Genomic DNA, 25,053 nt, shown 5'->3' on the forward strand with positions numbered 1-25,053 from the left:
ATAGAGCTTTTGAGTTAAATTTTGCCACATAATGCTTCTGTCATTTTCATGATAATAAGCAAAAGGTAAGCGTCAGTAAATCAAGAGGTTACCGCATAAGGCGCAGCAGACCGATTACTTTGCCAAGAATCTGTACTTTATCCACAATAATCGGATCCATGGTTGCATTCTCCGGCTGGAGACGATAGTGACCGTTCTCCTTGAAGAAACGCTTAACGGTAGCTGAATCATCGATGAGTGCAACCACGATCTCGCCATTCTCTGCGACACTGGTCTGTTCCACGATAACACGATCTCCGTCATAGATGCCCACATCGATCATACTATTGCCGCGAACCTTCAGCATAAAAGTTTCGCTGTTCGGAAGCAGTTCTGCCGGAATTGGGAAATAGTTCTCCACATTCTCATCAGCCAGAATCGGCGCACCGGCTGCTACAGTACCGATAAGGGGTACATTCACCAGTTCACGGCGGGACAGGTTAAAGGTGTCATCAACGATCTCGATGGCTCTCGGTTTCGTCGGATCCCGGTGAATATATCCGTTCTTCTCAAGCTGTTCCAGATGAGAGTGGACAGAAGAGGTAGACTTAAGCTGTACCTTTTCACAAATTTCACGTACCGTCGGCGGATAACCTTTCTTTAAAATGCATGCTTTAATAAATTCCAAGATCTCTTTCTGTTTATCTGTAATACGTCCCTGTGCCATATAGATTCCTCCTGTCGATGAAGTATATAAAATGTTTTTAATATCGGATATACAGTGATTCTGGCAGGATACAAGTCGAACGCCCACCTGATGGGACCAGCAGCTGAATCACTGAAAGGTTTGGCCTATAGTAAGCCCTTATTATATTATATATAGTAACATATGTTCGGGCAAAATGCAAACTATTGTTCGTCTTTATCAATGTTTTCTTTTTTAAGCTGTTCTCTTGCCTGCTCAAGCAGCACTTCCAGACGGGCATTTTCTTTGTCCGCCTGACGAAGGAGTTCCTGCATTTCCCGTTCTTTTTTGAATAGTGCGCGCTCCATCGTAAGCTCCGCCTGGGCTTTGCATTGCTGAAGACCCATATCAGCATCTGCTTTTTGTTTTGATAATTCCTGGGTAAGCTCTGTGAGTTTCTGCTGTAGTTCTTTATTTTCAGTTTCAAGTGCCAGAATCCGATCGGATGCATGCTGATAGGACTCTGACTTTACCTCCTGTTCCTTCTGAGAGTGAGAGAGAGCAAGTACAGTATCATGAAGCTCCTGTTTGCATTGCAAAAGCTCATTCTTAAGCATTTCTTCTGATTCTTTTGAATGTTCATTTTTCTTCAGCTGATTTTGTGCCTCTTCTAGTTTCTCCTTCAGCATCTGGTTGATCTGTTCCTGGTCAGCAGCACCTTTTCTGAGCGATTCTAGCTGTTCGGTGAGTGCCTGTTCCTGCTTGGTCAGCAAAGCGGACTCCGCATCCATTTTTTTCTTTTCTGCTTGAAGTTGTTCCACTTTTTTCTGTAACTCTGTGAGGCGCAGTTCTTTTCTCTGGAGTTCAGAAGAGAACTCCTCCCGTGCTCTGGCTTCTGCATTCTGGTTCAATTCCAAGCTATACAGATATGCGGAGGTAATGGACTTAACCATGGTTTCAAACTCCTCAATCTCGACGCTTCTCCCTGGAATTGAGGATTTGGCTTGATTTAACTCAAACACCTGCATCACATGATCAAAGCCCTGGGCCTGGTTCATTCCTTTTTGTTCGCAAAATGCACGGAAAGCATCCGCTGTATCGGAATCGATTCGAAAGTTTGCCTGTTTAATTTCTCCCATATTCTATATTCTCCAATCTATTTTTTTGTAACTGTTTATGCAACTATTCAGTAGGTCTGCGCATTTACTGCGCTGACCGTACGAAAACATGGGTCAGCAGGCAAAAATCCCATTGCCGTAGGTAATTTTTAATGGATTTTTGCGTGTGACTGTGAAGGTACTGAACAATTACCTGTTTGTTTAATACCCTGACATTCTTGCTGCGAGGTGGTAACTGTTCATACTCATGTAGACAGTTACGCGATATAATACTCTGCTTATCAAACTGATTTCAAAGAAGTGCTTTGCAAAGATCATGCGCCAAGTCTTATAACGTTCGATTTAAACTGAAATTTCAAATTGCGTCATACTTTATTTTATGTATATAGATTATCATGAAACCACAAGAGCGTCAATCTGATTCCGTGATATGTTATATATATGTTATACATGATTATTGTTATACATAGATTATGGTTTCAGTAGTAAAAATAGGAATGAAACTATCAACTATTCGTGAAAGGATGCTTTCGCGAATAGTTTTATCGACTTTTATGGACATATTTGCCAGAAATAGCAGCGCAGTTTTGTGCAATATGTATGATTCCCTATAAAAATCTATATACCTAAAGTATTTAGATTTTTATAGGAAGCAGGTGTCTGCTGCTTACGAGCAAAGCCGCGTTTTCTTACGGCACTTTTGAAACCGAAAGTACCGTAAGAAAAGGTGGTGGCAATAGAAATTTGCCGTATTTAAATGCGAAGCCACGGCAAATTTCGTTACTGGGCACGTATGCGGGAACAGTAGCAAACTGCGAACAAATGTTTGTTTTTTCTTTCAAAACCATTGACAAACATTTGTTCGTGTCGTATAATGTAACCATACAGAACAAATGTTCCTGACATTTTTATAATATTCAAATCTCTTCTCATTCTTTAAGAACAGATTTGAATACAAAAAGACGATTCCAACAAAACACGAGAGGAGAAGATTGCAAATGTATACGTTGAAAAAAGGTGTTATGGTTTTAGCTGTTGTTTTCATCATGCTGCTTTCGGGCTTTTTTGGACGGAGTCTGATGTATGTGATGGCTGAGGAAGAAGCAAATACTAGACCGGAAAAGTACTATACCAGTATTCATCTGAAAGATGGAGATACGCTCTGGAGCATTGCTCAGACATATTGTGCAGATTCGGAGGAGTCAGTTGAGGAGTATGTACGGGAGCTGCGCCAGATGAACAGTCTTTCGGATGACCATATTGACGCAGGGCATTACCTGACCATTCGTTATTATAAATAAATCGTTACCGTTCACATACACGTACACACAACCGATAACAGAGACAAAATCAAATTTATAGAATTTTCCATATTCCTGTCCGTAGTCTGTTCATTTAATCTATTTTCTGGTAGAATAAAGTTTAGCAAGCAGTCTATATCTGATTAAATGACAAGCGACAGATGAACAGGAGGAAATAAGGATATGAGTATTGTATATCACGAATCATCGAAGATATTTCATTTATATAACCAGACCATCAGCTATATCATGATGGTTCTTCCAAACGGACATATGGGACAGCTGTATTATGGGAAAAAGATTCGTGACAAGGAAGATTTCTCATACCTTCTTGAATTAGCTCCCAGAGACATGGCATCTTATCTCTATGAAAACGATCGCACCTTTTCACTTGGACATATTAAGCTGGAGTACGGTACTTACGGAAGCGGTGATTACCGGCATCCGGCAGTAGAGATTCTCCAGAATGATGGAAGTACCTATTCAGATTTTCAATTTACTGGATATCAGGTTACATCCGGAAAGCCAAAACTGCCGGGACTTCCCGCTACTTATACTGAACAGGACGGGGAAGCTGAAACTCTTATTATTACGTTAAAAGATACCCATACTAATCTGGAGCTGCATCTTTTATATACAATATTTGTCGAGGGCGGTGTCATTGCCCGAAGTGCTTCTATTTCCAATCAGGGAGACATTTCTGTACAGGTTCAGACCGCGATGAGTCTTTGCCTGGATCTTCCTGACCACGATTATGAGTGGATGCAGTTTTCTGGGGCATGGGCGAGAGAGCGCGCACTCCACACACGCAGGCTTGAGTATGGCATTCAGGCGATTGACAGCACCCGGGGACATTCTTCCCATGAGCAGAATCCGTTCATTATTTTAAAACGCCCTTCGGCTGACGAATTTCAGGGAGAAGCCATTGGCTGCAGCTTGATTTACAGCGGTAATTTTCTGGCTCAGGCAGAAGTGGAGTCACATGGAACCACCCGTCTTATGATAGGAATTAATCCGTTTGGCTTTAGCTGGGAGCTGAACCCTGGTGAAACCTTCCAGACTCCGGAGGCAGTGCTTGTTTACTCCTCTCAGGGACTTAACGACATGAGCCAGACTTTACACCGGCTGTACCGGCGCCGACTGGCAAGGGGGTACTGGCGTGATCGCGAGCGCCCAATCCTGATCAATAACTGGGAGGCAACTTACTTCAATTTTACCGAAGAAAAACTTCTACAGCTGGCTTCCAGAGCGCAGAAATGCGGCATAGAGCTGTTTGTTTTAGATGACGGCTGGTTTGGTGCCAGAAGCAGCTCAAAAGCCGGACTGGGCGACTGGGAGGCAAACCGTGACCGTCTGCCAAACGGTCTTTCCGGACTGGCACAGAAGATAGAAGCGCTCGGCATGAAGTTTGGTCTCTGGATCGAACCGGAGATGGTAAATGCCGATTCCGATTTATTCCGCACGCATCCTGATTGGATCCTCCAGGTTCCAGGGCGAACGCCTTGTCACGGACGTTACCAGTATGTATTGGATTTTTCCCGGCAGGAGATCCTTGATTACATCTATGAAAAGATTGCATCGATTCTGGAAAGCGCCTCCATTTCCTATATCAAGTGGGATATGAACCGGAGCCTCAGTGATGTATGGAGCAGAGGCGTTTCCGCCAGACAGCAGGGAGAAGTATTTCACCGCTACATTCTGGGTGTTTATCAGATGTATGAACGGCTGACAACACGTTTCCCGGACATTCTGTTCGAATCATGTGCCAGCGGTGGAGCGCGTTTTGATGCAGGTATGCTGTATTACGCACCGCAAGGCTGGATCAGCGATGATACAGATGCGATTGAACGTCTGCGGATTCAATACGGTACTTCCTATGGTTATCCGATTAGCTCGATGGGCTCTCATGTATCTGCTTCTCCAAACCATCAGCTTCATCGTCAGACGCCGCTTTGGACACGTGCCAATACCGCGTTCTTCGGAACTTTCGGCTATGAACTGGATCTGACACAGCTCGGAGAAGATGAGCTATCTGAATTAAAAATTCAGACAGCCTTTATGAAACAGCACCGGTCCCTGATTCAGTATGGTACTTTTTACAGACTTTCCAGTCCGTTTGAAAACAATATCACTGCCTGGATGGTAGTCAGTGAAGACCGCACAGAAGCCCTGGTCGGCTGGTATCGGACACTGAATGTCGCCAATGGTCCGTTTACGCGGCTGTATTTACAGGGACTGGAAGAATCCGTTCTTTACAATGTCACGGAATATACAGAAGGACACGAAAGTGCCGTAAGCACCCACTATGGCGACGAACTGATGAATTTAGGACTGATTACCAGTGACGCCTCTTCCGGACAGTATATGGATGGTAGAAGAGAGAGCTGCGACTTTGATTCTCGCCTGTTTTATCTACAAAAGCCGGCTGAATAATAAAATAAAAGCATTGAAAGGGGATTCTTCCGAATCTAATTTTCTAAAGAAGAATCCCTGTAACTGTTCAGTAGGTCTGCACATTTACTGCGCTGACCGTACAAAAACATAGGTCAGCAGGCAAAAATCCCATTGCCGTAGGCAATTTTTAATGGATTTTTGCGCGTGACTGTGAAGGTACTGACCAGTTACGAAACCCTTTTAATTTAAGTCCGGCGTTTCCCCGTATAATCCCGCTTCCGGCGTTCATTTATGATATGATTTAGAATCCCGCCACCGATAATAATAACGGCTGCCATCATCATCACACGTTTCGCTCCTTCCTGCGGAAGTGTACTCTTAGACGCAATCGACGCGGTATTGAATTGAAGAGTATATTCGATTTCATGAGGCGTTCCCATCGCCAGTGTATCCGCCCTGACTATAAGTTCTTTTGTTAGATCCAAAACAGGGATCGTAAAATGAGAGTTTGCGTCCTTGGCACTTTCATTCTCGTATTTTCTATTATCTACCACCATGTAATCATAATTGGAACTGCTCCATGTGACGGATATGTATGCCGTTCCATCTGTCACCGTCAGAAGAGCAGGACTCTGGATCGAAGCTTTTCCGCTGCCTCCGGTCATCGTTACCTCGATGGCATATTCACCATCCTCCAGGGAAGGCGGCGTTCCAGCAGCCGCCTGCGACGTCAATGCCCACCGGCTGTTAAATAAGATACAAATAATTCCCAGAAGAATGAAACCTATTTTTTTCATAGATAGAAACTCCTTACCCCGTGTTTATAAATTCTTTTTCTTATACAGAAACCAGGACGCAGCAACCGAAAAACACGCCAGATACAGAAGCAGGATTCCAATCGTCGTATAAGAAAATGCCTCATGATTGGCGATGCTGCGAAGCGCCGCACTGGTCTGCGATAAGGGCAGATATTCAATCACCTGGCGCAGACCATCTGGCATACTCTGGGCCGAAAAGAATGTATTACACAGATATGCCATCGGCATAATCACATAATTCGAAAAACGCGGTACATCGGCATGGTTTTTGGCATAAAAGGATACCACAACTCCAATTGTGGAAAACACAGAGCCGTTCAAAAACATCAGAAGAAACGACCAGCCGTTAAAACAGAGCCCCGTTCCGATCGGCAAAACCAGAAGAATAATCACGGCTCCCGCATATAATCCCCGGAGGCTTCCGCCGATGATCTGTCCCGCGATGAACTGCCACAGCGGGGTAGGAGAGATGATGACCTGGTCAAATGCCTTTTCGTATAATCTCTGGACGTTTAAGTTCTGGGCGATAGCATTGAAACTGCCGTTCATGGTCGTTAAGGCAACTACACCCGGAATCAGAAAGTTCAGATACGATTGTCCGTGCGACATGGTCTGGATTCCAAGACCAAACACCAGAATATATAAAAGAGGGGCAATCATGGCAGCAAGCGTGATTTTATAAAAATCCCGCCGGAATTCTACCCATTTTTCCCATAACACAGTAAGGATACCCATTGTTACCGGCATTCCAGCTGCTGCCCGATTGTCTCCAGAAATACATCTTCCAATGTCGTACTGCGAAGCGCTGTTTCCTGTTCTGACGCGGACAAATACTGAATTGCCTCCTCCTTTCCATGAAAATAGTGTGATTTCAGCCCATCTGGTAAAGTCTCATCGACCGCATACCGCCCCAGCGTCTCTATCATATGCCCCGGAGCATCTGTTTCCTCCAGACGTCCACCGCACATAAAGCCGACACGGTCACAAAGCGTTTCTGCTTCCTCCATATAATGCGTTGTCAGAAGAATGGTAAGCTTTTGCTGATTCAGCTTTTTCAGAAGATTCCACATCTGACGGCGGGCAAATGCATCCATCCCTGCAGTCGGTTCATCCAGAAAAAGGATTTCCGGTTCCGTTAAAAGTGCCCGGCAGACCATCAGCTTCCGCTTCATGCCTCCGGAAAGCTTTCGGACGGTTCTCTTCCGATAATCGATCAACCCGCAGAATTCCAGCAATTCCTCTGACCGCTCCCGAATCTTTTTGATCGGCATATAATAAAGACGTCCCTGATATTCCATAATCTCGTTCATCGTCATATCCTGACGCATCGAGTATTCCTGCGTAACGACACTGAGTTTTTGTTTCAGCTGATTTTTCTGACGTGTCAGCAGCTCTCCGTTGATCCAGATTTCACCCGAAGTCGGAAGCAGGAGAGTGGAGAGCATTCCGATGGTGGTCGTTTTTCCGGCACCATTCGGTCCCAAAAGCCCAAAGAACTCTCCTGTCTCAATTTTCAGGTTCAGATCCTCGACCGCTAGAAAATGATCGTATTTTTTTGTAAGATGCTTTAATTCAATCATGGTTCCCTTCCTTCACGACAATAATCGAATAATAACTTGCCCGATCTGGAATTTCATCGATTTTATGATAAATATGCTCCTCTGGCATACCACAATTTTCGATCATGGTACCTGTCATATGCTTTTCTTTCAGGGTCGCCTTGACAAGCGGCATCTTGGAAGCTGCTTTCATCAGAACCTTGGTACCTGGAAGTTCCAGCGCCGCCTCAATATCATAAGTGGACGGAATAATATGAAGCTGTTCTGAGCGGTCAACAAGACTGTCCTGAAGCTTGGCGCTGACCGCGCAGAAGGACGGAATGCCATTGATGATTTCAGTTGCATAACCATGTGCTTTTACAACCCGATGGATATAAATATAGGTACTGTAAATCGTTGGATCTCCGAGCGTGAGGCAGGCAACATCCTTCCCCTGTTCCAGCTGCTCTATAATCTGATTCGAGGCAGCCTGGTATGCTGCATTTAAAACAGCTTTATCTTTTGTCATCGGAGTAGTGAGGTTTAAGCATTCCTTTTCATCCAGATTTTCCACGATCCCGCTGGCAATTTTATAGGAAACTGCATTTTCCTTTCCATCCGCCGGTACCGCAATCACCGGGCACTTCTGAATCGTGTCAACTGCCAGATACGTCATGAGCCGCGGATCGCCCGGACCTACTCCTATGCCATATAAGGTTCCTTTTATCATAAACATTTCCTTTCTGTGAAAACTGTGAGAAATTGTAACTGTTCAACTTTTAAAATTTTTGTACGATGCCTTTTTTGCTTTTTTTATAAAGTACGAAATTAGCCTTTTTCATCGAAAAATTTAAAAGTAAAAAATTTTGTACTTTATAGTTAGTGGTTAATAAAAGGCTTAGATACAAGGATTATAGCATAAAGTACAAAAATTTCAAAATGTACTTTATTTCAGAATGTACTTTATTTCGAAACAGAATAAAGTACATTTTCAAATCGCTTCATTTGAAAAAGGAATGATGCAGACATGTTGAGCGCAGGCTCAATGTGGCTGCATTTTTTTCTTGTTTTTTTATAAAATCCTATTGACAAAATGATTCAGAAACACTAATATGATAATATAACATTATATAATGATATATAATCAATCGATTGAAGAGGAATTCGACTAAAGGAGCTAAGAAAATGAAGGTAATAGGGATTGGGGACAATGTATGTGATAAGTACATCCATTTAAAAACCATGTTTCCTGGGGGGGGCAGGCGCTGAATTTTGCAGCGTATGCCGGAATGCTTGGAGCAGATGCCGCATATTATTTTAATCCGTTTGAATATGATAAGAAAAATGTACGGAATTTAAAAATGTATATGCAGTGACGAAGATAAACAGAGGGAGGAGCAGTTATGCGGTTTGCAGCGGTAGGATTCACCTGTATTGATGTATACAAAAACTTAAATATCAGTTACCCGACAGGCAATGGAATCGATCTGATGTTTAATCTGATGGATTTGGTTCCCGAGCTTGTGCCGTCCGTGGTGACGGCGATTGGAGATGATGCCTATGGACAGTCTATGCTGGAAGCGTGTCAGAAAAGGAAGGTAGATACCGGACATGTTACCATTGTTCCCGGGGGACAGACGGCAGTGATAGAGATGCTGTTAAATGGCAGAGACCGGGTGCATCACAGGGCGGAAAAAGGAGTCATGATTCCATATCAGCCAACGGGAGAGGATATGGATTTTATCCGGACACAGGATTACATTCATACCGATCTTTCGTGGAATGTGACAGGATTGCTGAAGGACATGAGAAGCAAGGGAACGAAGATCTATTTTGATTTTTCTAAGCGGTATCGGCATGAGGATGTTCCGACCATTCTAAAAAATATCAATTATGGTATTTTTTCATTTGAAGAGGAAACCGAGGAGGTAAGAGAGCTTTTGCGGATGGGCTGTTCTATGGGAGCCGAGGTGCTGCTTGCCACGTTTGGGGAAGGAGGCTCTCTGGCTTTTGACGGAACAGAGTTTTATCGACAGCCGTGCATACCGGCACCGAAGCTGGTGAATACCGTAGGCGCGGGAGATTCCTATGGCGCCGGCTTTATGAGCGGAGTTCTTCGGGGCAGAAGCATACCGGAATGTATGCTTTCCGGCGCGAAAAAGGCTGCTGAGATTGTCAGTATATTTGAACCTTATCATGTGTAAAGGAAGCTTTGGAGAGAAAGGAGTTGTCGTTTCGTGATTATTGATGTACATGTACACCCGGTGTTATTTGGGCCGATCTGTACAGATTCGGACAGGGTAAATTTCAGAAAGAAGGCGTTTGGCCTGTACAAATCATCTCCTGTGCCCATGGAGCAGGTCATGGCCGTGATGGATCATGCCGGAGTGGATCGGGCGGTAATTCTTGCGGAAGATTATTCTGCATCGATGGGACAGCCGATTGTGTCAAACGAAGAAGTAAAGAGGATCGTAGAATTGTTTCCGGAACGCTTTATCGGCTTTGCCAGTGTCGATCCGCGAGAGGAATGTGCGGCAGAAAAACTGAAGGACGCGTTTGAAAAGCTGAATTTGATGGGTCTGAAGCTGAATTTATCCCATTTAAATATGTATCCGGATGACAGACGGTTAAAACCGTTATTAGATCTGTGCACAAAGTATGACAAGTCGGTGCTGTTTCACAGCGGCTTCAGCTGGGAACCGGATTCCCCGTCAAAATATACACGTCCGATTTTGTTTGAAGATATCGCCGTGGAATATCCGACGCTTCGGTTCTGCCTGTCGCATCTGGGATGGCCCTGGGTGGATGAGCTGTGCATGCTGTTGTTAAAGTATCCCAATGTTTATACAGATACGGCGACGGTATTTATGGACAGCCCCAAAAACTATTATGAACAGATTTTCTTGAAAAATATGGCTCCGGGATGGCTGCAGAATAATCTGATGGATAAGGTGATGTATGGATCCAACCTCCCCAGATTTCGCCAGGTCAGAACAAAGGACGGTCTGGAAAAACTAAATCTTCGTCCAGATGTGCTGAAAAAAATCCTGGGAGAGAATGCGGAAGTGTTTCTGGGAATGAAAGGAAGAGGCTATGATTATTAAATCTTATACGCATGAAATTGCCAGCAGACAGGAATTTGAAATGGTAAAAATCACAGATCAGGTGCAAAAGGACGTGGCTGCCAGCGGAATCACAGCGGGAGTTGTTTTTGTCATATCCATGCACACGACTACGGCGATTATGATAAATGAAAGCCTTCCCTGTGTGGAAAAGGACATTGAACTGACGCTGGAACGGTTGATACCAACAGACGGAGATTACGTGCATACCCATATGCTCCCAAGCTATGGAACCTGCAGCGGAAATGCCCCGGGACATTTGAAGTCAATGCTTTGCGGAAATCATTGTGTGCTTCCGGTAATAGATGGAAAAACAGCGGGCGGAAGTGCCCAGGATATTTATTTTGTGGAGTTCGATGGACTGAAGATAAGAAAATATACGGTTCAGATCATGGGAGAATAACCTGATTTTTCCTGTAACAGAGAATAGCGCCTTGCTTTGCCAAAGTGAGGCGCTATTCTTCTGTATCGAATTCGATGCCAGTGTGTGCACACGATTATAAGTGCTCACCAAAGCAACGGATTCTTTATCAAAAACGAAACATGGATGCTTGTACTTTCTGTAAAGGTTTGCGAAGAAAGGAACGGCATTATATTTGACTAAGAGAAGGTCACTTTACATCCCTCAAAATGGGTAAAGTGACCTTTTTATATTATCTTTTATTTAAGGGGAATCATGTATTAGAAGCAACTTGTGATAAGAAAACTAGGAATGTAACATTTTTAATCCTCTTTTTAAATAAATTGGATTCTTATAATATTATGGTTTTCAAAACTTATTTCTTATCTTTTGGTATTCTCTAGGTGAATATCCTTTTAGCTTGTGGAAGAGTCGGCTGAAATAAAGCTGGTTATCATATCCGACCATCTTAGAAATCTCATTGATGGAATAAGTTGTTGTTTCAAGTAAAATCTGAGCATTGGTGATTCGGATTCCTACTGGATAGTGGATTTGAAAGTCAAAGAACGTTTAACCGAACATTTAAAGAAAGATACAAAATATCGCCGAGTGACTATCGGAGTAAATGCGTGAAAGATATGTTGTTATAAACGGTTCTATTAATGGAAAAGAGCTTTCTGTATCCACAAAGAAAAATCCGGAACGGAAGTTTCAGACGGAAACCCATACCGTTATAGGAAAAGCAGCCGGAGACTTCCAGAACCAACAGAAGATCCAGAAAAATGATCGTGAACAGAGGCTGGCAGGAATCTACTACAACCGAGGAAGAAATGCAGGCTGTAAACCGGAACATCAATGAGCAGAAAACGCAGACCATCGAGACGCTGCGGCAAACCATTAAGGAATGGGACATTTCATGAAGAATTGGAGAAACTGTTTCCAGAATTAAAATAGACACATATAATTGAACCGGCCTTTCATACATTGAGAGGGCATTCTTAATCAAAACATAAGGGAAATCCGTATAGAAATCAATGAAGATACAAAGGAAACAATGCAGGAGAAGATTAAACGGATGCCGGTTACAGAAGCAAGCCGAATGGCAGTGTACTAAAATTTGGTGGATGTAACTGAAGAAAAAATATGATATAATGTGAGTAACAAGTCGGGATTTATAAAGGAGAATATTGATGAAACTATTTTTATGTTCGCACTTTTCAAGTGTAGGAAGTCTGATAAAGGAAGAAATTGAAAATAAGAAAGTCGCATTTATTCCAACAGCTTCACTGCGTGAAGGCTACACCGGTTATGTCGGCTCGGCTCGAAAATTATTCAAAAAGTTGGGAGCAATCGTAACTGAAATTGATATTTCAACGGAGGCTTATTCAACGATACAGTCTGTTTTTGAAGAAGCAGATGTGATATATTTTACCGGCGGAAATTCTTTCTTTCTTATGGACCAGCTCCGTAAAACGGGAACTGATGGACTGCTGAAAAAGGAATTGGCAAATGGAAAATTGATGATCGGCGAGTCGGCAGGCGCAATTATATGCGCTCCAAGCATCCAATATATCGAGCAAATGGATGAAAAGCCGGAGGACTACTCACAAGAAGATGATGCAGGGATTGATTTGATTGATTTCTATGTTCTTCCGCATTATCTTACAGCACCATTTAAGAAAGTTACCGAGAAAATAATGACTGAGTTTTCGGATTTGAATCTATGCCCAATTAACAACCGTCAGGGAATTGTAATTGATGGTGAAGATTCAAAGGTTATTTGCAAAGACTAATTTGAAAATTCCAGTTTGCCGATGCTAAAAGGTTAAAACAGAATATCGCGGAGACGATGGACTATACGATTTATTAAAATATATTATCTATGCGAGTTTCTACATAATTGTGATTAAAACGGGTATGGATTTCTATGGGTATAAGCGCTTTCCGAAACTATACGAATCGTATTCTGCACCGTGGTATACAGAAGCATTACTGTATATCGCTGCCTCGCTTTTCGTGATTGTCGTATGTTTTGTGCTCAGAGTAATCATTGGACGAAAGATGAAGAAGAGGTGAGCTATATGTTTATGCTGTTTGAGTTTATGTTTCCGATTATCTTCGTAATGGTTTTTGGCATGATCATCTTCCAGTTTGTGACAGGAATCGGAACATGGCATAAAAACAATCAGTCACCGCGTTTATCGGTGAGTGCAACCATTGTCTCAAAGCGTGAAAATATCACACATCATGGCCATGCAAATGCGGGTGACCTGTCTGGAACTCATGGCTACCATTCGACTTCAAGTACCAGCTACTATGTCACGTTTCAGGTAGAGAGCGGTGACCGGATGGAACTGTCGGTTTCTGGCAGAGAATATGGAATGCTGGCGGAAGGCGACATTGGGAAACTTACGTTTCAGGGAACGAGATATCTGTCATTTGAGCGCGTGTGATTCTGGAGGTGATAGTGTGAAAGAAAGTAGACGAGGAGGTGATTTTAAGAAAAAGTTTATGTCAATTCAAGTTAACGAATCCAGAATTAATGTCGCGATGGTCTTCTAATAATGAAGAACCAATGTCACATTATTTAAATAATTCATGTTACCGAGCACTCTGGAAATGCCCTGATTGTGGTGGCGAATATATAAGTTCTATTCGAGATATGGCAACGGGAAACGTGGATTGTGTGTATTGTTCAATGAAAGAAGTTCTTCCGGGTGTTAATTCCTTTGCCGTATTGCATCCAGATTTAATGAATGAGTGGAACCATTTGGATAACTATTTGTTATGTGATCCTGATCAGATTTTGGATAATTGCATAACACCTGTTTGTTGGACATGCCCAGTGTGTGCACACGATTATAAGTGCTCACCAAAGCAACGGATTCTTTATCAAAAACGAAACATGGATGCTTGTACTTTCTGTAAAGGTTTTCGAAGAAAGGAACGGCATTATATTTGACTAAGAGAAGGTCACTTTACATCCCTCAAAATGGGTAAAGTGACCTTTAACATCAATTATGCGACGGGTGACAGCTCGGCTTCTGGAACAAACAAGACGGCAGAAACAGAGCAGGCCACACAGGCTGTTACGCAGGCAGCTTCTCAGCAGACCAGCACGGAATCCTATATCCTCAATACCAATACAAAGAAATTTCATCGGCCGTCCTGTTCATCGGTCAAACAGATGAAGGAGAGCAATAAAAAATCCTCATCAGAGAGTAGGGATGCGCTGATTGCTGCAGGTTATGATCCGTGTAAAAAATGCAATCCGTAAAAATGTGTCAGATATTTAAAAAATATGGAAGAGGAAGGTTGTAGTTCTATATTGCAATACTTCTTCTTTGCGCATATTGGATATGCTGTTGAGGGCGACTGTTGCACGCAGAAGATAAGTTGCGCCGGTCTGCGATAATGTGCTGTTTGTATAAGGAAAAGGACAAGGAGTTATGATGAATTTTAGTGGGATATTGATTGGTGTGCTTACCTTTTTTCTGATTGGATTGTTCCATCCTATTGTTATATATGCGGAGTATTACTTTGGAAGCCGCTGTTGGCCGGTATTTTTGCTGGTGGGCATTTTGTGTATGATTCTATCCGTAAGAATGCAGGAAATACTTTGGTCGGTTTCCCTGGGTGTTTTGGGCGTCAGTTGCTTTTGGAGCATTAAGGAACTGAAAGAACAGGAAAAAAGAGTGGCAAAAGGATGGTTCCCGAAGCGGAAGGTGGATAAGCACTAAAGAAGAAAGCGGGGAGATGAGAAGATGGCGGTATGGAGATTACAGGTGAATACTGGAGGAGCGAACGTTGCGGATTATTGCTTGCAAAACCATGTTGCAGCACTTTGGGCTGGCAAGGTACTTGCTATGGAACGTTTACGAAATGAGAGATAGAGCGTATGAAAATAATCTATACGTTGTCAACGCACCATAGCGTTTACTATACGTTCTATTTTTTGCCTTTTTAAGAAAAGTGATTAAAAAACTATTGACAATTTGTTACTGGGAGAGATAGAGAGTGCGTTTTGATGAACTTTTTGAAATGAGAAAACTGACAGGAATAAAATTAAAGGACTACATCAGTGGCAATGGATTCTCTAAGGTATCGTTCTGCAAAAAGACAGAAATTTCTCGACCTACTTTAGATAAAATTTTAAATGGCGAGACAGATAGTAAAAGCTCATTCGATAAGCATTTGAATAAAATTTTTACCAGTTTGGGCATTGGCCCGGATACTTTGATGGAATTTTCAACGAAAACGCAAAGCGTAGATGCGATGTACTCGCAAAAGGCTCTGATAAATTATCAAATGAATGATAAGGCAAAGATGGAGTATGATCTGTTGCAGGATATTTTAAACCTTTGCAGTGTTTATTATTAGAGGCAGAAGGCTATGAGTGAACAAACTACAGCAGCCAACTTAGACGAAGTTATTGAGACACAGATGAAGCAGAGTGAGAGTGCTTGAACTAGGAAAACCGATGGCATAGACTATAAGCAGTCGAGGTCATCGGTTTTTACTTGGCAAATATGAATTTTAAACTTTATTTTAGCAAAATACTATTTTCACTTTACACGGAAATAAAGTACGAAATTAGCCTTTTTTACCTAAAAATTTTTTTTACTTTTTGCCTTTTTGCCCTTTACTCTATTTCTCTCAGCTGCACCTTATTCCTTGCGCTTCGCCGCCGTTCATCCTCCAGCGCCGCATAATGCTTCTTCGTCGTATTGACATCACTGTGTCCCAAAACATCTGCGACGAGGTAAATATCGCCGGTTTCACGGTACAGATTCGTGCCGTAGGTGCTGCGGAGTTTATGTGGCGTGATCTTTTTTAGCGGTGTGACGAGCTGTGCGTATTTTTTGACCATTTTTTCCACGCTGCGTACGTTAATGCGCTTACGCTGCATGGAGAGGAAGAGTGCTTCTTCGCTGCCTTCCTCTGGGACAATATGTTCACGCTCGCTGAGATAGTCCTGAAGCGCATATTCTACCTCGGCACCAAAATATACGATGACTTCCTTTCCGCCTTTTCGATGAATCCTAAGACCACCGTTTCGGAAATCAACATCGTTGATATTCAGTCCGACACATTCTGATACACGAAGCCCCGTACCAAGCAGAAGCGTCATCATCGCCAGATCTCGCAGCTTGGTCTTTGCATGGTAGGCTTTCTGTTTTTCGGTCAGACATTCGCCATCCTCAACCTCATCCAGGAAACGCGCCACCTCGTCAACATCGAGGCGTATAATTTCTTTTTCATGAATCTTGGGAAGCTGCAGAAGAGAAGCGGGATTATTCTGAATCCGCTCGGTCCGGTAAAAATAGTTGTAAAAGCTTTTGACCGTCGATACTTTCCGCATGATACCCCGCTCTGTATTCATCAGATCCTCACGTTTTTCGGTCGAATAACATTTCAGATACTCCATATATTCTTCCAGATCCATCAATTTGATTTCATCCAGAAGAGAGAGCGGCAAATCGCGCAGCTTCTTTGATTTAAGCTCTGGATTTGCTTGTTTCAGGAAATCAAAAAATGTCTTTAAATCATAGGCATACGCAAGCCGGGTGCGCGCTGATGTACGAGGTTCAATGCCGCGGAAGAAATCGGTACAGAACGGTGGCAGCTCTTTCAGAATGCCTCGGATTCGTTTTGTGTTTTCGATGTCTTCCTGTTCGTGGTAGGAGAGTGCAGCCATATCACAATTCCTCCTTTGGTGATGATGAAAGGTCCGAATGTATCAAATTTTTCAGGTGTTGATCGGTCCGTTCCGGCCATCCGGGATTGTTTCCATCAATAATCGCATGGAAAAAGCGATCCTTTACCCCCGGTGAATCATGGTTGAGTTTCCTTGTTAATTGTTTCACATACTCGCGTTTTGTTTTTCCATCTACGGGACATGGATTTTTACAGACTGGAAGATGATATTTGTTTTTAAATCCGATCACATCGGCTTCCTGGACATACATCAGCGGGCGGATCAGCGTCAATCCCGTTTTGTCCAAATGGGTTTTCGGCGAGAAGGAATAGAAACGCCCCTCATAAATCAAGGATAAAAGCATGGTTTCGATCAGATCGTCACGGTGATGTGCATAGGCGATTTTATTACAGCCAAGTTTCAGAGCTGCTTCATTTAAAGCGCCTTTTCGCATCTTGGCACAGAGCGCACATGGATTGGATTCCTGACGGGTTTCAAAGAGAATCTTGCCGATTTCCGTCGGAACGACCGTGTAGGGCACGTTTAATTCATCACAAAGCTCCTGAACCGGTTTTAAATCAAATGCAGCCGCATCCGATGAAAGCGTCGGCGACAACCGGTTCGAAACCTCCGGAGAAAGTGCCTGAAAGCCCAGATCAACTGTAATAGCACAAAGTTCAAATGGTTCCGGGTAAAACCGACGAAGCCCCTGTAAAGCATATAAAAGTGTTAGGCTGTCTTTACCGCCAGAAATACCGATAGCTATTTTATCGCCGGATTGAATCAGACGATAGTCATCAACCGCCTGGCGGGTTAAACTTAGAAGACGTTGAAGTTTCATGAGAACATCCTTTCAAATATAACGAATGAATAGTTTAGCAAATAGATTAAGTGCATACACATATTTACATTTCAAACTATTCGATAAAGTAGGCTTTCACGAATAGTTTTATCTATCTTCCTATCATACCATGTTTCCCTTTATTTGTAAATAAATCATTTTATGAATTATTCAATATCGTATTTCAGCATAAAAACAAACCTAAACACAAAATGGATGGATGCCGCCTTTGCCATTTACCAGCAAACACTCCAGCAAAAAACAAAGGCAACATCCATCCAGCTCAAAATCCCTTATGACTAATTCATATTCATTTTATTCTTTATTCACTTCTTAATCCAAAAACGCCCGGTAATACGGCCAGACCGTATGGACCTTTCCGACCGTTACATTGCTTGCACTGCCGGATTCATGTACGCCCAGTATGGTTCCGTCTGCGTTCCAGCCTAAAAACATTACAACGTGCGAATTACCGCCAAGCTGGACAAGCAAGTCGCCCGGCTGAAGCTCTGCGCTGTTGATCGCCCGTCCTGTCCGCACAATCTCGTAGGTGCTGGCGGCACCCATTCTATTGCCAAGCGCGGTCCAGTATACCCAGTTGACCCATCCAGAACAGTCAAGCCCTGACAAAATCCGTCCCTTGTAATCCGGGCTTGTCACGCTGGCAAAATGATTGCCGGAAAGTCCTGCTGTACTCGGTTTTCCTCCATAATAATATGGAATCTTGCCAACGGAATTGAGCGCGCATGTGATAACGGCACGCCGCTCCGGTGATAAATCCTCTGGAAGTAAATCCAGGTAAGACGCAATTTCTGCCGGTGTCAGCGGATTCCCGAGTGCAAACTCTGAACTGGCAAGCCCGTACATTTCCTGCCAATCCTGAGCAGCGAGTGTCTGGGCGGCTGTCTGTTTTTCTTCCGTCCAACCCTGCCAATTCCCGACAGTCTGATTTCCCGTTCCATCGAGCGCAAACAGATTATGCTTCTCTTTCAGACCGGTTGTCTTAACGGTAATGGTCAGATCAACGTGTCCCGGGCAATATTTTCCGTTTTCATTTAATGTAACTGCCGCAGCGCTCTCCGCACTGAACGTCGCCTCTGACGGGGACGCAGCCGCTTTTGATTCGGCTGCCTGCTCCTGTGTGGAAGCCCCCGGTCCCTGTGCCGGTTTGACATAATTATTTGCTGTGGATGCCGCCTCGCTCTCCGTTAACGGCTCCTCTGCCGCTGTCTGACCGTCTCCTGCGCCCTGGGCATCTAAAGCCTCCGAGGATGCCTCTCCTGCTGCACTGCCGCTCTCCACATCGTCATCTGCTGTTTCCTCTGTCGCCGGCTCGTCCGGCAGTTCTGTACAGCCCTCACAGTAATACACATTGCTAATGCTCACGTGGTACTGGTGGGAACTGGTCCAGAGCTGATTGATATAGGTATTGAACAGGTCTGTATTTTTCCAGTCCAGGCTATATGTATATACGTTTGCCATGGACAAAATATCGGTCGCATTGGATGCGAGGGACGTCGGCTTTCCGTCTCCGTCGCATATCTGGAAACGGATATTTTTCCAAGTTGGAACTACCCAGCTCGCCGGATCCTGCGCGTTATGCTCTGGATTGGAGGGATCATAGCTGCCGAGTACCTGTGCAGCTGGCAGCCCCATTTTCTGGGAAGTCGTAAGCGGTGTCGTCTGGATCCACCCGTAGATCTCCGATATCCACTGTGCATCCCGCGTTCCAAGCGCTTCGTACATCTTCGCGCCCCAGGTATCTTCTGTCCCCATACTCCGGAATCGTTTTGCAAGTTTATACCATGGAAGAGACTCAAATGCCGCCAATGGATCAGACAGATCAACAGCGCTCTCTTCCGTCCGGAGCGCCATCAGGTTATACTCCGTTTCCGACGGAACATATTCTTCTGAGTCTGCCCCCAGACCATTTAAAAATCGGGATGCCATGTGAATCGGGTGTACCATTTTCTTCATCAGACGGTCGCAGAAGGATTCGTCTGTATCATTTTGTGTCTCCTGGTCTAAAATTCCATCTGCAATCACAACTTTATCAGCAGGCACATCGACTGATAAATCCACCTCCGGGCGCACTGCTTCGGCAATCCCGCACAATAAAATACCCGATGCCGCCATGAGCGCCGTTCGGATTATATAAGAATGTCTTTCTTTCATCATCATTTTCTTCATGTATCTACATTCAAAATCTTAAGTAACTATTTTGTTTTTATACCCCAACGCAATCTCATCTTCAAAACATCCAGGCGCAAAAAACCGATGCGTCCTTTCTGATTCTTCACCAGAAATTCAAACACACCGGTTTTAATTATACTTTTATGCGTTCTCGTTTATCTTAAGAAATTCTTGTTTCTTTTTGGCGAATTCCTTAATAATTTCTACGGCACCGTCGATGCCTACGACACTGCTGTTGATGCAGAGGTTATAGCTCTTGGAGCTGCCCCAGCGTTTGCTGGAATAATAGTTATAATAACCAGAACGCTGCTTATCGGTCTTGATCATCACATCTTTTGCCTTATCGCGGGTAATATTGTGACGTTTCATCAATTCCTGAATCTTCACTTCCTCATCTGCACAGATGAAAACAGACACTACGTTCGGATAATCTGCCAGCGCATAGTCCGCACACCGTCCTACAATGACACAGGATTCTTCATCTGCCAGTTTCTTGATCGTGTCAAACTGTGCCAGGAAAATCTTGTGGTTGATCGGCATATCCATATAAGCCGATGTATTATAACCCATCGAATAGGTGTCCATTACCAGTGAATATAAGAAGCTGTTGGTTGGTTTCTCATCATGCGTCTTAAAAAGCTCTTCACAGAGACCGCTGTTCTTCGCTGCCAGTGCAAGAAGCTCTTTATCATAGCACTTGATTCCCAATGATTCCGCCAGTTTTCGTCCAATCGCTCTTCCGGAGCTGCCGCATTCGCGACCGATTGTAATTACTAAATTTTTTTTCATGTCTCCCTCAACTCCTTTCAAGTTCTGCCTTTATTATAACACAAGCTATCTGAAAAGTCATCATTTTTTCGGAATAAAAGGTATTTCTTAGCGACACAGAAATAAACTATCTGAAAAGAATGTGTATACGAATTAGAACGATCTTACTATTCACGTTACTTTTACTTTCCAGCTTTTTTCCGCAGCTTCTCCAGCAGTTCTTCAAAATACGCTGGCAGCGGCGCAGAAAACTCCACATACTCTCCGGTCCGCGGATGGATAAAGCCTAAGACTCCCGCATGCAGGGTCTGTCCTTCCAGTGAAAATGGCTGCCGCGCCGGACCGTACACCTCATCGCCCAGAAGCGGATGACCGATGCTTGCCATATGGACGCGGATCTGGTGTGTGCGTCCCGTCTCCAGGCGGCACTCGATAAATGTATACGCCCCGAAGCGTTCCAGTACGCGGTAATGCGTGATCGCATCGCGCCCCTGTTTGGAGTGGATGCTCATTTTCTTGCGATCCGTCGGATGACGCCCGATCGGTGCATGGACAGTGCCCTCATCCTCGCGCAGATTGCCAAATACGATGGCATAATACACGCGGGTGATCGAATGCACCTTGAGCTGTTCTGCAAGTGAATTATGGGCGAAATCATTCTTGCACACCACCAGCACACCGGTCGTGTTCATATCGATCCGATGGACGATCCCAGGGCGCATGACTCCGTTGATGCCGGAGAGCTGATCCTTGCAATGGTATATCAGCGCATTGACCAGAGTCCCCGTATAATGCCCTGCCGCCGGATGGACAACCATCCCCTTCGGCTTATTGACTAAAATTATATCCGAATCTTCATACAAAATGTCCAACGGGATATTTTCCGCCTCGATCGCCGCCTCCTGCGGTTTTGGAACTTCAAAGGCGATAGTTTCCCCGCCATTTACCTTGAAACTGCTTTTAACCGCTTTTCCATCTGCTGTCACGCTGCTCTCTTTCAGAAGTTTCTGCAAAAAGGAACGGGACAGATCCGGGCAGGCGTCCGCCAGAAATTTATCGATGCGGGTTCCAGCCGCCTCTTCTGGAACCAGATATTCCTGCATCATCGCCCCGACTCCTTTTTCGCACCTTTAAAAGAAAGAAATTCCAGTTCCTCATCCGAATAGAAGAAGAAAAACAGAAGGATCAGCGAGAAAGTCGCGATCACCACATAGCAGTCTGCCACATTAAAAATCGGGAAATCAATCAGCTTAAAATACAGGAAATCCACCACATATTTCTGTGTCAGACGGTCGATCATATTGCCAACTGCGCCTGATACGAGCAGAAACAAGCTGCACATCAGCGGCAGATACCGTTTCCCTGCCGGCATCCGGTAAACCGCCCACAACACTGCCAGAATGACTGCCGCTGCAATCAGGAAGAAGAATCCCTGCCGTCCCTGCAGCATTCCAAAAGCAGCGCCGCGGTTTTCAGAATAATAAAATTCAAACACACCCTTAATGAGCACAAATGGCTTCTGCCCTTTCAGATGGACAACTGCCAGATGTTTTGTAAACTGATCCAGTCCGATGCTGACTCCCAGCCCGATAAAAAAGATAAAGAACTGTCGTAATTTCGTGTTCATGCACCTGATTCCTTTCCTGCTATTATACCAGCACCTGATCGAGTGCCTGTTTCATCTCGTCCTCGGTTACTGTGCGATCCACGTAGGCGTTGCCGATGGAATGAATGAGAATAAATTTGATGATGCCAGAATCCATCTTCTTGTCGTTCTTGGACGCTGCCACAATCGCATCTTTCTCAAGCCCGGATACCTGCGTACCGATATGGAATTCTCCCAGTGCTTCTTTGAAGCGGTTTGTTTCCTCCGGTTTGATCATGCCGCGGTTTTCCGACAGCTTCATCGCTGCCAGCGCGCCGAGTGCCACGCATTCACCGTGCAGAAGTTCAAAGTTTTTCAGCTTCTCGATCGCGTGTCCCAGCGTATGACCAAAGTTTAAGAGCATACGGTCGCCTTTTTCGGTCGGATCCTTCTCTACCACAGCACGCTTGATCTCATTGCTCCAGGTCACTGTCTTGCGGAGTGCCTCCGGCTTTCTCGCCCAGATATCTGCCGCATTTTCAAGCAGCCACTCATAATATGCCGCATCCTTGATCAGACCATGTTTGATAACCTCGCCCATACCGGCGGAAAACTGGTTGTCCGGAAGCGTCTGAAGCGTATTGATATTGGTAAATACCAGCTTCGGCATATGAAACGCGCCAACCATATTTTTGTACGCGTCAAAATCAACGCCCGTCTTGCCGCCAATGCTGCTGTCCACCTGGGAAAGAAGCGTCGTCGGAATCTGCATGAAGGCAACGCCGCGCAGATAAGTCGCCGCCGCGAATCCGCAGAGATCGCCCACAACTCCGCCGCCGAGTGCTGCCAGCATATCGTTGCGGTCAAAATGGTTCAAAATCAAGGTCTCATATAAATCCCGGACGGTGTCGAGGTTTTTGTGCTCCTCGCCCGCCGGAAATACGAACGAAATTACCGTCTTGCAGCACGGCGCCAGAAGTTCTTTTACCTCATTCAGATATAATTTTTCTACGTTCGAATCCGTCACGATGCAGAGACGGCGGTTTGAAATGGAGAGTTTTTCGATTTCACCCGGAAGTGCCGAAAAATCTTCGGTCATCACAATATCATAGATCGGCTTCTCGTCCAGGTGAACGGTTACGCGATTCATTTTCTCATTCTTTACAGCTGTCATTTGTTTTCAGTCCTTTCTTTTTTACACATATTTATCCGCATAAACATACAGACGTCCCTTTTTCGACAATCCCCCGCTCCCGGCAAAGCGGAATTTTCCCATGCCGCGCACAGATACAATCTCGCCCTCTTTAAGCTGCACCGCCGGGGAAGTCACCTGTTTCCCGTCAATAAACACCTTTTCACCCTCAATGAGCGGCAGTATCTTCGTGCGGGAGGATGAAAATACCATCGCGATCACACTGTCAAGACGCGGTGATGCAACGCTTCCACTCACGCGCTCCATCTTCGGTGTGATCGGCTCCGTCGCGTCCGCCCTGCGGCAGATCACAGAGGTGTGGCGCACCATCGTGAGTTCCTGGCAGAGATAATCCGCCATCTTTTCCTGGCAGAAGACGCAGCAGCCATTTTCCTTCATCAGAATATCCCCGATGCAGCTGCGCTCAATCCCCAGGTTCATGAGCGCCCCGAGATAATCCCGGTGCGTCAGCGCCTCACTGTAACGCAGGTTTGCCGGAATGACCTCCAACACGGCAATCGGAAGTCCAAACTCCTCATCGTCATACGAAGCCAGAAAACAAAGAAGTTTGCGCTCTGCGCCCTCAAAGCCACCCGTCAGGCAAGTCCGCACCGGCGGCAGCGTCTTCTCGATCGAGTGAAAGATCGTCTGTTCATTTAACGACAAAAAGCCGGTACTTGTCTGTATATCGCGCTGATAACAGAGTCCGGCCAGTTCTATCATTCTCTTTTTTAAAAGCTGTTCTTCTTTTTCCTGCAGCATCGCGTGTTTCTACTCCTGTTCGAAAGTGCTTATATAAAGTGTGCTCCTGCTCAGAGAGCCTGTATACAATCAGAAATCACACAAATTTCCGATTGTATAATAAATACTCCCAGGTTCAGATATATAGCGAACCTGGGAGTATATCAGTATCAGAAGTGGAGATTCATCCCGGAAACATTCATGGAACCGTCTGCTAAGAGTTCGGGAAAGTCGCCGGACAGCTCAACCGATGACGGTGTCGCAATAAAAATGTAATTGGAAATCTTCTGGAGATTTCCATCCATCGAATAGGTCGCGCCACAGGTAAAATCAATGATACGCTGTGCAACCTCCATGTGGATTCCTTCCATATTTAAAACAACAGCTTTTCCAGCCAGCAGGTAATCGCAAATCTCTCTCGTATCCTCCATGGAAGTAGGTTTGATCAGAGATACTTCCATGCTGCGGCGCATCTGCACTACCTTATTGTTAGAGGAACGTGGCAGAAAACGCGGCTTAGATTCCTCCTCGTGGCGGTAATCATCCATCTCTTCGTCCCTCTTGCCGAAAGAACGCTTCTTAATCACCGGTTTTTCTTCTTCGTAATCTTCCTCATCGAAGTAATCGTCATCATTCTCTGTGAGACGCATTGTATCCATTAATTTGTTCAGAATACTCAT

General features: G+C 44.5%; 27 protein-coding genes and 1 pseudogene. 12 read left to right on the top strand and 16 right to left on the bottom strand.

From position 1 onward, the window contains the following. Positions 1 to 88: 88 nt before the first annotated feature. Entirely contained in the window at positions 89 to 706 is a 618-nt protein-coding gene (lexA, locus tag DWY89_RS01155) for a transcriptional repressor LexA (protein ID WP_022359416.1), read from the bottom strand. 182 nt (positions 707 to 888) lie between these two features. Further along, the gene (locus DWY89_RS01160; RefSeq protein ID WP_118472347.1) at positions 889 to 1,803 is read right to left on the bottom strand and encodes a hypothetical protein; all 915 of its coding nucleotides are present in this window, start codon (positions 1,801 to 1,803) and stop codon (positions 889 to 891) included. A 977-nt stretch (positions 1,804 to 2,780) separates the two neighbouring features. On the opposite strand from DWY89_RS01160, the gene DWY89_RS01165 reads away from it, so the two are divergent. Beyond that, positions 2,781 to 3,083: a LysM peptidoglycan-binding domain-containing protein gene (locus tag DWY89_RS01165; RefSeq protein ID WP_242995699.1), complete on the top strand. Its 303-nt coding sequence runs from the start codon at positions 2,781 to 2,783 to the stop codon at positions 3,081 to 3,083. Between the two features lie 183 nt (positions 3,084 to 3,266). Beyond that, positions 3,267 to 5,516, top strand: a complete 2,250-nt coding sequence (locus tag DWY89_RS01170) for an alpha-galactosidase (RefSeq protein ID WP_117795401.1) — start codon at positions 3,267 to 3,269, stop codon at positions 5,514 to 5,516. A 206-nt stretch (positions 5,517 to 5,722) separates the two neighbouring features. Here the strand turns inward: DWY89_RS01170 and DWY89_RS01175 are convergent, their stop codons facing one another. Genes DWY89_RS01175 through cobI form a run of 4 tightly spaced genes read right to left on the bottom strand, consistent with a single transcriptional unit; the run spans position 5,723 to position 8,563 of the window. Continuing rightward, positions 5,723 to 6,274 (bottom strand): hypothetical protein, encoded by a 552-nt coding sequence (locus DWY89_RS01175; protein ID WP_117795399.1) that lies wholly within the window; start codon positions 6,272 to 6,274, stop codon positions 5,723 to 5,725. A 24-nt stretch (positions 6,275 to 6,298) separates the two neighbouring features. Next, on the bottom strand, positions 6,299 to 7,042 hold the full coding sequence (locus tag DWY89_RS01180; protein ID WP_243022655.1) for an ABC transporter permease: 744 nt from the start codon (positions 7,040 to 7,042) through the stop codon (positions 6,299 to 6,301). Next, positions 7,033 to 7,875, bottom strand: a complete 843-nt coding sequence (locus DWY89_RS01185; protein ID WP_117795395.1) for an ABC transporter ATP-binding protein — start codon at positions 7,873 to 7,875, stop codon at positions 7,033 to 7,035. Before DWY89_RS01185 ends, DWY89_RS01180 begins: the two co-directional genes overlap by 10 nt. Continuing rightward, the gene (gene cobI, locus DWY89_RS01190) at positions 7,868 to 8,563 is read right to left on the bottom strand and encodes a precorrin-2 C(20)-methyltransferase (RefSeq protein WP_329750926.1); all 696 of its coding nucleotides are present in this window, start codon (positions 8,561 to 8,563) and stop codon (positions 7,868 to 7,870) included. The genes DWY89_RS01185 and cobI overlap by 8 nt, the downstream gene beginning before the upstream one ends. Before the next feature lie 673 nt (positions 8,564 to 9,236). Between cobI and DWY89_RS01200 the strand changes: the two genes are divergently transcribed. From DWY89_RS01200 to DWY89_RS01210, 3 genes are read left to right on the top strand one after another with little or no spacing between them, the layout of a single operon-like run. After that, positions 9,237 to 10,037, top strand: a complete 801-nt coding sequence (locus DWY89_RS01200; RefSeq protein ID WP_118491397.1) for a PfkB family carbohydrate kinase — start codon at positions 9,237 to 9,239, stop codon at positions 10,035 to 10,037. A gap of 33 nt (positions 10,038 to 10,070) precedes the next feature. Next, positions 10,071 to 10,937 (top strand): amidohydrolase family protein, encoded by an 867-nt coding sequence (locus tag DWY89_RS01205; RefSeq protein WP_106999877.1) that lies wholly within the window; start codon positions 10,071 to 10,073, stop codon positions 10,935 to 10,937. Further along, positions 10,927 to 11,358: a secondary thiamine-phosphate synthase enzyme YjbQ gene (locus tag DWY89_RS01210; RefSeq protein ID WP_106999876.1), complete on the top strand. Its 432-nt coding sequence runs from the start codon at positions 10,927 to 10,929 to the stop codon at positions 11,356 to 11,358. The genes DWY89_RS01205 and DWY89_RS01210 overlap by 11 nt, the downstream gene beginning before the upstream one ends. Positions 11,359 to 11,724: 366 nt before the next feature. On the opposite strand, the gene DWY89_RS01215 is transcribed toward DWY89_RS01210, so the two are convergent. Then, on the bottom strand, positions 11,725 to 11,907 hold the full coding sequence (locus tag DWY89_RS01215; protein ID WP_333491415.1) for a helix-turn-helix domain-containing protein: 183 nt from the start codon (positions 11,905 to 11,907) through the stop codon (positions 11,725 to 11,727). Here DWY89_RS01215 and DWY89_RS01220 point away from each other — a divergent pair. The 7 genes and pseudogenes from DWY89_RS01220 to DWY89_RS01260 all read left to right on the top strand — a co-directional run. Beyond that, positions 11,895 to 12,005: pseudogene (locus DWY89_RS01220) on the top strand (AraC family transcriptional regulator); the annotation flags it as partial. The gene DWY89_RS01215 and the pseudogene DWY89_RS01220 overlap by 13 nt on opposite strands. Before the next feature lie 132 nt (positions 12,006 to 12,137). Beyond that, on the top strand, positions 12,138 to 12,275 hold the full coding sequence (locus DWY89_RS14285; protein ID WP_181357141.1) for a hypothetical protein: 138 nt from the start codon (positions 12,138 to 12,140) through the stop codon (positions 12,273 to 12,275). Between the two features lie 270 nt (positions 12,276 to 12,545). Then, positions 12,546 to 13,148, top strand: coding sequence for a Type 1 glutamine amidotransferase-like domain-containing protein (locus tag DWY89_RS01230; protein ID WP_007888235.1), 603 nt, complete (start codon positions 12,546 to 12,548; stop codon positions 13,146 to 13,148). Between the two features lie 288 nt (positions 13,149 to 13,436). Next, positions 13,437 to 13,808: a DUF2500 domain-containing protein gene (locus DWY89_RS01240; RefSeq protein ID WP_118523348.1), complete on the top strand. Its 372-nt coding sequence runs from the start codon at positions 13,437 to 13,439 to the stop codon at positions 13,806 to 13,808. A gap of 548 nt (positions 13,809 to 14,356) precedes the next feature. Continuing rightward, positions 14,357 to 14,632 (top strand): Ada metal-binding domain-containing protein, encoded by a 276-nt coding sequence (locus tag DWY89_RS01250; RefSeq protein WP_233430145.1) that lies wholly within the window; start codon positions 14,357 to 14,359, stop codon positions 14,630 to 14,632. Positions 14,633 to 14,807: 175 nt separating this feature from the next. Further along, on the top strand, positions 14,808 to 15,095 hold the full coding sequence (locus tag DWY89_RS01255) for a DUF4491 family protein (RefSeq protein ID WP_110436407.1): 288 nt from the start codon (positions 14,808 to 14,810) through the stop codon (positions 15,093 to 15,095). Between the two features lie 277 nt (positions 15,096 to 15,372). Continuing rightward, positions 15,373 to 15,735 (top strand): helix-turn-helix transcriptional regulator, encoded by a 363-nt coding sequence (locus DWY89_RS01260; protein ID WP_118523346.1) that lies wholly within the window; start codon positions 15,373 to 15,375, stop codon positions 15,733 to 15,735. Between the two features lie 262 nt (positions 15,736 to 15,997). Here DWY89_RS01260 and DWY89_RS01265 read toward each other — a convergent pair whose 3' ends face one another. The 9 genes from DWY89_RS01265 to DWY89_RS01305 form a co-directional block, all read right to left on the bottom strand. Beyond that, entirely contained in the window at positions 15,998 to 17,053 is a 1,056-nt protein-coding gene (locus tag DWY89_RS01265; protein ID WP_117795383.1) for a tyrosine-type recombinase/integrase, read from the bottom strand. A 1-nt stretch (position 17,054) separates the two neighbouring features. Beyond that, positions 17,055 to 17,894, bottom strand: a complete 840-nt coding sequence (locus DWY89_RS01270) for a tRNA 2-thiocytidine biosynthesis TtcA family protein (RefSeq protein ID WP_117795381.1) — start codon at positions 17,892 to 17,894, stop codon at positions 17,055 to 17,057. A 333-nt stretch (positions 17,895 to 18,227) separates the two neighbouring features. Beyond that, positions 18,228 to 20,084, bottom strand: a complete 1,857-nt coding sequence (locus tag DWY89_RS01275; RefSeq protein WP_118524298.1) for an NlpC/P60 family protein — start codon at positions 20,082 to 20,084, stop codon at positions 18,228 to 18,230. A 144-nt stretch (positions 20,085 to 20,228) separates the two neighbouring features. After that, positions 20,229 to 20,876: a cytidylate kinase-like family protein gene (locus tag DWY89_RS01280; protein ID WP_022358645.1), complete on the bottom strand. Its 648-nt coding sequence runs from the start codon at positions 20,874 to 20,876 to the stop codon at positions 20,229 to 20,231. Between the two features lie 161 nt (positions 20,877 to 21,037). Continuing rightward, complete coding sequence (locus tag DWY89_RS01285; protein ID WP_106999864.1) at positions 21,038 to 21,961, bottom strand: RluA family pseudouridine synthase; 924 nt, start codon at positions 21,959 to 21,961, stop codon at positions 21,038 to 21,040. Further along, the gene (gene lspA, locus DWY89_RS01290) at positions 21,958 to 22,482 is read right to left on the bottom strand and encodes a signal peptidase II (protein ID WP_106999863.1); all 525 of its coding nucleotides are present in this window, start codon (positions 22,480 to 22,482) and stop codon (positions 21,958 to 21,960) included. Before lspA ends, DWY89_RS01285 begins: the two co-directional genes overlap by 4 nt. Positions 22,483 to 22,504: 22 nt before the next feature. Continuing rightward, positions 22,505 to 23,614 (bottom strand): 3-dehydroquinate synthase, encoded by a 1,110-nt coding sequence (aroB, locus tag DWY89_RS01295; RefSeq protein ID WP_118523343.1) that lies wholly within the window; start codon positions 23,612 to 23,614, stop codon positions 22,505 to 22,507. Positions 23,615 to 23,635: 21 nt separating this feature from the next. Continuing rightward, positions 23,636 to 24,394, bottom strand: coding sequence for a YlmH/Sll1252 family protein (locus tag DWY89_RS01300; protein WP_022358649.1), 759 nt, complete (start codon positions 24,392 to 24,394; stop codon positions 23,636 to 23,638). A 149-nt stretch (positions 24,395 to 24,543) separates the two neighbouring features. After that, positions 24,544 to 25,053, bottom strand: coding sequence for a cell division protein SepF (locus DWY89_RS01305; RefSeq protein WP_022358650.1), 510 nt, complete (start codon positions 25,051 to 25,053; stop codon positions 24,544 to 24,546).

Source organism: Clostridium sp. AF27-5AA, from assembly GCF_003478415.1.
GTDB classification, from domain to species: Bacteria; Bacillota; Clostridia; order Lachnospirales; family Lachnospiraceae; genus Otoolea; species Otoolea fessa.